The organism is Stenotrophomonas sp. 05L44_2 (assembly GCF_056665995.1).
The window spans coordinates 1-7246 of record NZ_JBFTNR010000133.1; the positions used below are offsets into that span (position 1 = coordinate 1).

Annotated in this window: 7 protein-coding genes and 1 pseudogene; 5 read left to right on the plus strand and 3 right to left on the minus strand. The window is 66.7% G+C overall.

Translation table 11 applies throughout. The annotated features are described in order from the left end of the window. Nucleotides 1-41: 41 nt before the first annotated feature. The 5 genes from ftsE (at nucleotide 42) to rpoH (ending at nucleotide 4393) form a co-directional block, all read left to right on the plus strand. On the plus strand, nucleotides 42-728 hold the full coding sequence (gene ftsE, locus AC1VAN_RS06630) for a cell division ATP-binding protein FtsE (RefSeq protein WP_480985503.1): 687 nt from the start codon (nucleotides 42-44) through the stop codon (nucleotides 726-728). 2 nt (nucleotides 729-730) lie between these two features. After that, the gene (gene ftsX, locus AC1VAN_RS06635) at nucleotides 731-1678 is read left to right on the plus strand and encodes a permease-like cell division protein FtsX (protein WP_025878610.1); all 948 of its coding nucleotides are present in this window, start codon (nucleotides 731-733) and stop codon (nucleotides 1676-1678) included. A gap of 7 nt (nucleotides 1679-1685) precedes the next feature. Continuing rightward, nucleotides 1686-2528: a response regulator gene (locus tag AC1VAN_RS06640; RefSeq protein WP_025878611.1), complete on the plus strand. Its 843-nt coding sequence runs from the start codon at nucleotides 1686-1688 to the stop codon at nucleotides 2526-2528. Between the two features lie 9 nt (nucleotides 2529-2537). Continuing rightward, nucleotides 2538-3263: a uracil-DNA glycosylase gene (gene ung / locus AC1VAN_RS06645; protein ID WP_032976433.1), complete on the plus strand. Its 726-nt coding sequence runs from the start codon at nucleotides 2538-2540 to the stop codon at nucleotides 3261-3263. A gap of 254 nt (nucleotides 3264-3517) precedes the next feature. Then, the gene (gene rpoH, locus AC1VAN_RS06650) at nucleotides 3518-4393 is read left to right on the plus strand and encodes an RNA polymerase sigma factor RpoH (RefSeq protein WP_025878613.1); all 876 of its coding nucleotides are present in this window, start codon (nucleotides 3518-3520) and stop codon (nucleotides 4391-4393) included. A gap of 129 nt (nucleotides 4394-4522) precedes the next feature. Here rpoH and purD read toward each other — a convergent pair whose 3' ends face one another. From purD to purH, 3 genes and pseudogenes are all read right to left on the minus strand, one after another. After that, nucleotides 4523-5806 carry a phosphoribosylamine--glycine ligase gene (gene purD / locus AC1VAN_RS06655; RefSeq protein ID WP_480985504.1) on the minus strand — a complete coding sequence of 428 codons (1284 nt, stop codon included), beginning with the start codon at nucleotides 5804-5806 and terminating at the stop codon, nucleotides 4523-4525. A gap of 58 nt (nucleotides 5807-5864) precedes the next feature. Continuing rightward, nucleotides 5865-6743 (minus strand): hypothetical protein, encoded by an 879-nt coding sequence (locus AC1VAN_RS06660; protein WP_480985505.1) that lies wholly within the window; start codon nucleotides 6741-6743, stop codon nucleotides 5865-5867. Between the two features lie 17 nt (nucleotides 6744-6760). Continuing rightward, nucleotides 6761-7246 (minus strand): annotated as a pseudogene (purH, locus tag AC1VAN_RS06665) (bifunctional phosphoribosylaminoimidazolecarboxamide formyltransferase/IMP cyclohydrolase); the annotation flags it as partial.

Consider the following 7246-nt stretch of genomic DNA (forward strand, 5'->3'; position numbering starts at 1 on the left):
GGCGCTACCGATCTGTCGCGCCGGTCCTGCATAATCGGGGCATGAGTGTCCTGCGCTTCGACAATGTCAGCAAACAGTACGCCGGTGGCCACGAAGCCCTGACCGATGTCAGCTTCGAGGTCGCGCCGGGCGAAATGCTGTTCGTCACCGGTCACTCCGGGGCGGGCAAGAGCACCCTGCTCAAGTTGATCCACCTCGACGAGCGGCCCAGCCGCGGCGCGGTGATGTTCGACGAGCGCAACCTGCTGAAGGTGCGCGGCGGTGATGTGCCGCGGCATCGACGCGCGGTTGGCGCGGTCTACCAGGACCACCGCCTGCTGATGGACCGCTCCATCGCCGAGAACGTGGCCCTGCCGCTGATCCTGCGCGGTACCCGCCGTGGCGACATCAACAAGCGCGTGCGTTCGGTGCTCGAGCGCATGGGCCTTGGCCACCGCGAAAAGGCGCTGCCCTCGCAGCTGTCGGCCGGTGAGCAGCAGCGCGTCGGCATCGCCCGGGCCATCGTCGGCGAGCCCAAGCTGCTGSTGGCCGACGAGCCGACCGGCAAYCTCGATCCCACCCTGGCGGCCGAGATCATGTCCCTGTTCGCCGAGCTGCCTGCGCGCGGCACCAGCGTGCTGGTGGTCAGCCATGACCTGCCGCTGCTGCGCCACATGCGCAAGCGCGTGCTGATCCTCGACCACGGCCGGCTGGTGGACGACATCTCGCCGCAGGATCTGGCGGAGTAACCATGGCCAAGAACGAAAACACCGAAGCTGCTGCGCCGTCGCGCCTGGGCGTGTGGTTCCAGCACCACGTGCACAGCGTGGTGTTCAGCCTCGGCCGTGCCTGCCGCAAGCCGTGGGCGACGCTGCTGACCGTGATGGTCATGGCGCTGGCCCTGGCGCTGCCGCTGGGCCTGTCGATCGCGCTGGACAACCTCAAGCAGTTTGCCGGCAGCGTGCAGCAGTCGCGCGACATCAATGTCTTCCTGAAGGCGGACGTCGACGGCCCGGGTGCGCTGCGCCTGGCCGGGGAGCTGCGCGACCGGCCGGACGTGGCCAGTGTCACCGTGCGCACGCCGGAGCAGGGCCTGGAGGAACTGCGCCAGGCCGGCCTCGGCGAAGCCATCGACGCACTCAACGACAACCCGTTGCCCTCGTTGCTGGTGGTCACCCCCGGCCAGGGCCAGGACGATGCACGACTGGCACGCGCGCTGGAAAGCCTGCCCGGTGCCGACCTGGTGCAGCACGACGCCCTGTGGCGGCAGCGCCTGGATGCCTGGCTCGCGTTTGGTGCGCGGCTGGTGCAGGTGCTGTCGGTGCTGCTCGGCGCCGGTGCCGCGCTGGTGGTCGGCAACACCGTGCGCCTGGACATCCAGGCCCGCCGCGAGGAAATCGGCGTGCTGCAGCTGCTCGGCGCCAGCGATGGTTTCATCCGCCGCCCGTTCCTGTACCTGGGCGCCTGGTATGGCCTGGGCGCCGGTGCGGTCGCGCTGGGCCTGATCGGCATTGCCGGTGCCGCCCTGCGCGCGCCGCTGGCCGAGCTGTCGCGCAGCTACGGCAGCCCGTTCGTGCTGCATGGCCTGGACCTGCTGCATGGCAGCCTGGTGCTGCTTGGCACCTTGTTGCTGGGCTGGCTGGGTGCATGGCTGGTGACCGGCCATTTCCTCCGCCAGACCCGCCCGACCGACACCTGAGACCGGCATGCAACCGCAAGCGCTGAAGCACCTTGAAGGGCCCGCGACGCGGGTGATGGTGGTTGACGGCTCCAAGCTGGTGCGCAAGCTGATCGCCGACGTCCTGCAGCGCGATCTGCCGGGCGTGGAGGTGATCGGCTGCGACAGCATCGAAGACGCACAGCATGCGCTGGCGCAGGGGCCGGTCGATCTGGTCACCACCTCGTTGACCCTGCGCGATGGCGACGGCCTGGCGCTGGCGCGGATGGTGCGCGAAGCGGCAGGGCAGGCCTATGTGCCGGTGATCGTGGTCTCCGGCGACGCCCAGCAGCACCTGGAGCAGCGCCGCTTCACCGAGTACGTCACCGACTACTTCGACAAATCGCTGGGCCACGAAGCCCTGGCGACCTTCGTGCGCGGCTACGTGCAGCCGCAGACCATTCCCGGCGCGACCATTCTCTACATCGAGGACAGCCGGGTGGTGGCCGAGGCGACCAAGCGCATGCTCGAGCGCCAGCAGCTCAACGTGATGCATGTGGTCAGCGCCGAAGAAGCGTTTACCCTGCTCACCGCCGAATCGCTCGGGCGCAGCCGCCATCGCATCGATCTGGTGCTGACCGATGTGACCCTGAAGGGAGAGCTGAGCGGCCGCGACGTGGTGCAGCGCGTGCGCGTGGACTTCGGCTACGGCAAGCGCCGCCTGCCGGTGCTGGTGATGACCGGCGATGGCAATCCGCACAACCAGACCGGCCTGCTCCAGGCCGGCGCCAACGATCTGGTGCTGAAGCCGATCGAAGAGCGCCTGCTGATCACCAAGGTGCTGTTCCAGCTGCGGCTGGCCCGGTTGAATGATGGACCCCTGTTGCGATGACGTGTTGCGATGATCGATGAAGTAGTGGACACCCCGGCGATCCAGCTGGAACCGAGCTGGAAACAGCGTGTGGGCGATTACCTGCTGCAGCCGCAGATGCGCGAGCTGTCCAGCTTCCTGCGGCAGCGCAAGGCCAGCGGTGCGGCGGTGTTCCCGCCTGGACCGCAGATCTTCGCCGCCTTTGATGCGACCCCGTTCGATCAGGTGAAAGTGGTCATCCTCGGCCAGGACCCGTACCACGGCCGTGGACAGGCCCATGGCCTGAGTTTCTCGGTGCAGCCGGGCGTGCCGGTGCCGCCGTCGTTGTTGAACATCTACAAGGAAATCGAGGGTGACCTCGGTATTGCCCGCCCGGACCACGGCTGCCTGATCCCGTGGGCGCAGCGCGGCGTGCTGCTGCTCAACGCGGTGCTGACGGTGGAAGAGGGCAAGGCCGGTGCGCACCAGGGGCGCGGGTGGGAAGGCTTCACCGACCATGTGGTGGACGTGTTGAACCGCGAGCGCGAGGGCCTGGTGTTCATGCTCTGGGGTGCCTACGCGCAGCAGAAGGGCAAGGTGATCGATACCGGCCGCCACCGCGTGCTGAAAGCCCCGCATCCCTCGCCGCTGTCGGCCCACCGCGGCTTCCTCGGCTGCCGTCATTTCTCGATGGCCAACGAGTACCTGCAGCGCCGCGGCCAGGCGCCGATCGACTGGTCGCTGCCGCCGCGGGCGATGCTGGCGCCATCGGGCTGAACGGCGAACAACGCTGCCCCCTGTTGAATGGGCGAAACCGCCACCCGTTCAGCTGCCTTTGACCCGGAATAGCCGCGCTTTCCGGGCTAGTGGGTTGAATTCCAAGGGATTGTGTATCCCGAAAAGCGCGCTCGCCACTGTCATCAAATCGCGTTACGGTAGGGTTCTGTTTGGGACCAGTGTTTCATCAGTGGAATGCTGGAACTTTTTCCTCCTTTAGCAGTCCAAATCCCAGACTGCTAAGATGGGTGCCTATGAGCCAGAACACCTCTACTGCCCTTGTGGCAAACAATCTGCCGATTCCCAGTGCGCTCGGTTCGCTGGACGCCTATATCGGTGCCGTGCACCAGATTCCGGTGCTGTCGGTCGATAACGAACAGGACCTGGCCCGTCGCTTCCGCGACGGCAACGATCTGGACGCTGCCCGTGAGCTGGTGCATTCGCACCTGCGCTTCGTGGTGCACGTGGCCCGCGGTTACAACGGCTACGGCCTTGCGCTGGGCGACCTGATCCAGGAAGGCAACATCGGCCTGATGAAGGCGGTCAAGCGCTTCGACCCCGACATGGGCGTGCGTCTGGTGTCCTTCGCCGTGCATTGGATCCGTGCCGAGATGCACGAGTTCATCCTGAAGAACTGGCGCATCGTGAAGGTCGCCACGACCAAGGCGCAGCGCAAGCTGTTCTTCAACCTGCGCAAGTCGAAGAAGCGCCTGGGCTGGATGAACGCGGCCGAAGTCAGTGCGGTGGCCAAGGACCTGAACGTGTCCGAGCGCGAGGTGCTGGAAATGGAATCGCGCCTGTCCGGCCGCGATATCGGTTTCGATGCCCCCACCGATGAAGACAACGACCACGCGCCGCCGTCGCCGGCTGCGTATCTGGTGGCCAATGACGAAGATCCGTCGATGGCCTACGAGCGCGAGGACAGCGAAGACAACCAGATGCAGCTGCTGCGCGAAGGCCTGGCGGAACTGGATGCGCGTTCGCGCGACATCATCCGCCGCCGTTGGCTGGATGCGGACAGCAAGGTGACGCTGCAGGAGCTGGCGGACGAGTACGGCGTATCGGCCGAGCGTATCCGCCAGGTTGAAGCGAACGCGCTGAAGAAGATGAAGGCGCTGTTCACCGCATAAGGCGGCGAAGCGTTTGAGTAATGGAAAGGCCCGGCATTGCCGGGCCTTTTTTTTCCTGCTGGATCCACGCATGGCGTGGATCTACTTCGCGATCCAGTAGATCCACGCCACGCGTGGATCAGCGCGGTCTCAGATTTCCCGCGCGATCGCCCGCCAGCCGATGTCGGTGCGGTGGAACTCGTTGTCCCAGGTCACCTTCGCCACGCCCGCGTACGCGTTCGCCTGCGCGTCGCGCACGCTGTCACCCAGTGCTGCCACGCACAGCACGCGGCCACCTGCGCTGAGCACCTGGCCCTGCGCATCCAGCGTCGTTCCTGCATGGAACACCTTGGCCGTTGCCGGCACATCATCCAGGCCGGAGATCACCTCGCCGGTGATCGGCGATTCCGGATACGGCCTGGCGGCCAGCACCACGCCGAGCGACGGGCGCGGATCCCACTGCGCGTCCACCTCGTCCAAGCGGCCATCGATCGCCGCGTCCACCAGGTCGACCAGGTCCGACTGCAGGCGCAGCATCACCGGCTGGGTTTCCGGGTCGCCGAAACGCACGTTGAACTCGATCACCTTCGGCGCGCCGCTGGCATCGATCATCAGGCCCGCGTAGAGGAAGCCGGTGAATGGGATGCCGTCGGCGATCATGCCCTGCACGGTCGGGTTSACCACCTCGCGCATCACCCGYGCATGCACTTCWKSKGTCACCACCGGRGCCGGCGAGTACGCRCCCATGCCGCCGGTGTTCGGRCCGGTGTCGCCGTCGCCSACGCGCTTGTGRTCCTGCGAGGTGGCCATCGGCAGTGCATGCACGCCATCGACCATCGAAATGAAGCTGGCCTCCTCGCCGTCGAGGAATTCCTCGATCACCACGCGCGCGCCGGCATCGCCGAAGGCGTTGCCCGAAAGCATGTCGCGCACCGCATCTTCGGCTTCGGCSAGGGTCATCGCCACGATCACGCCCTTGCCGGCRGCCAGGCCGTCGGCCTTGACCACGATCGGCGCGCCCTTCTCGCGCAGGTAGGCCAGTGCCGCGTCCACGTCGGTGTGCACCGAATAGAACGCGGTGGGGATGTTGTGGCGTGCCAGGAAATCCTTGGCGTAGGCCTTGCTGCCTTCCAGCTGTGCGGCCGCCGCCGTCGGCCCGAAGATGCGCAGGCCGGCGGCGCGGAAGCGGTCGACCACGCCGGCCACCAGCGGCACTTCCGGGCCGACCACGGTCAGCGCCACGCCTTCGGCCTGGGCCAGGGCGAGCAGGCCATCGATGTCGGTGACCTTCACCGCCACGTTGCGGCACTTGTCTTCGTTGGCGGTGCCGGCATTGCCGGGCGCCACGAGCACTTCAGTGACACGGGAGGACTGGGCCAGCTTCCATGCCAGGGCGTGTTCGCGGCCGCCAGAGCCGATGACAAGTACGTTCATCACGAGATTCCAGATTGCGTGGGAAGGGAAGTTCCAGGTCCCCGGCGGCGCGTGTGCGTCATTCGCAGCCTTCGCGTCGCAGCGATTCGGGGAAGGAGTAGGTCCAGGACCTCGGGTCCAGGGTGAAGCGGTGCTCCTGACGCACCCGCTTGCCGCCGCAGGTGTTGCCGGATTCCTCGATCAGCAGTGGCCAGATGCGCGCACTGCGGTCGCTGTCGTCGAAACGCAGTGCGAAATCGATGCTGAAGCRGCGGGTGCGGCAGTCTTCGGCGGTATCGGGGTCGGCGGCCGCGTCGACGTTCTCGCATTCGTACTGGGCGTCGTTGTCGATGTGGCTGCGCACGTTGCCGGTGCTGGTCAGGCCTTTCGGGCCCGGCAGGACCAGGGTCTGCGAGAGCAGCGAGAAGCCCTGGCCGAACCAGCCATCCTCGACGCGGAAGCCGTAGAAATCGCTGCCGGCGCGGATGATGCTGGCGGTGCCGGGCTGGCCACCACTGCCGAAGCGCTCGCCGGTCAGTTCGCTGGTTACCCCGAAGCCATCGCCCTTGGGCTGCAGCACGAAGAACTCGATCGTTCCCGGGTCGATATGCGCGCCATCGACCAGCGCACCGCACACCGCCAGTAGTTGTTGCCAGCTGTCACCGGTCACCACCGGTTGCTCGGCGCAGACCTGCCAGTCGATCGCGCGCGTTTCATCGTCCTGGGTCCAGCTGCCGCGCCATTGGCCGGAAAGCTTGGCGTCCTTGCCGTAACGCCCGGTCAGGAAGGCCTGCAGCCGCGCGGTGCGACTGACATGCGCTGCCGGTTCGCTGGCGGCGGGCTTTGCCGCATCTGCCTGGGGGGCAGATGCGGGCTCGGCGGCCGGCTTGCAGCCGGCCAGCAGGGCCGTGYCAGCGAAGGCGAGCACGGCAAGCGGTTTCAAAGAGACTGCAGACATCCGTGTCGCTCCAGGTATCAGTGGCGGAAGTGGCGAACGCCGGTGAACACCATGGCCAGGCCATGTTCATCGGCGGCAGCGATGACTTCAGCATCGCGCATCGAACCGCCCGGCTGGATCACCGCCTTGATGCCGGCGGCGGCAGCGGCGTCGATGCCGTCGCGGAACGGGAAGAACGCATCGGAGGCCATCACCGACCCTTCGACCACCAGGTTCGCGTCGGCGGCCTTGATGCCGGCGATGCGCGCCGAGTAGACGCGGCTCATCTGGCCGGCACCCACGCCGATGGTGCTGTTGTCCTTGGCGTAGACGATCGCATTGGACTTCACGAACTTGGCGACCTTCCAGGCGAACAGCAGGTCGGTGAACTGCTTGTCGGTCGGTGCCAGCTTGCTGACCACCTTCAGTTCGTCGCGGGTCATGCCGCGGTTGTCCGACGACTGCAGCAGCAGGCCGGAGCCCACGCGCTTGTTGTCGAAGTTGTTCAGGCCGTCGCCGTGCGG

Bases quoted from the DNA above. Each gene is read 5' to 3' on its own strand.
- ftsX (WP_025878610.1), top strand. From the start codon at position 731: ATGGCCAAGAACGAAAACACCGAAGCTGCTGCGCCGTCGCGCCTGGGC.
- AC1VAN_RS06640 (WP_025878611.1), top strand. From the start codon at position 1,686: ATGCAACCGCAAGCGCTGAAGCACCTTGAAGGGCCCGCGACGCGGGTG.
- ung (WP_032976433.1), top strand. From the start codon at position 2,538: ATGATCGATGAAGTAGTGGACACCCCGGCGATCCAGCTGGAACCGAGC.
- rpoH (WP_025878613.1), top strand. From the start codon at position 3,518: ATGAGCCAGAACACCTCTACTGCCCTTGTGGCAAACAATCTGCCGATT.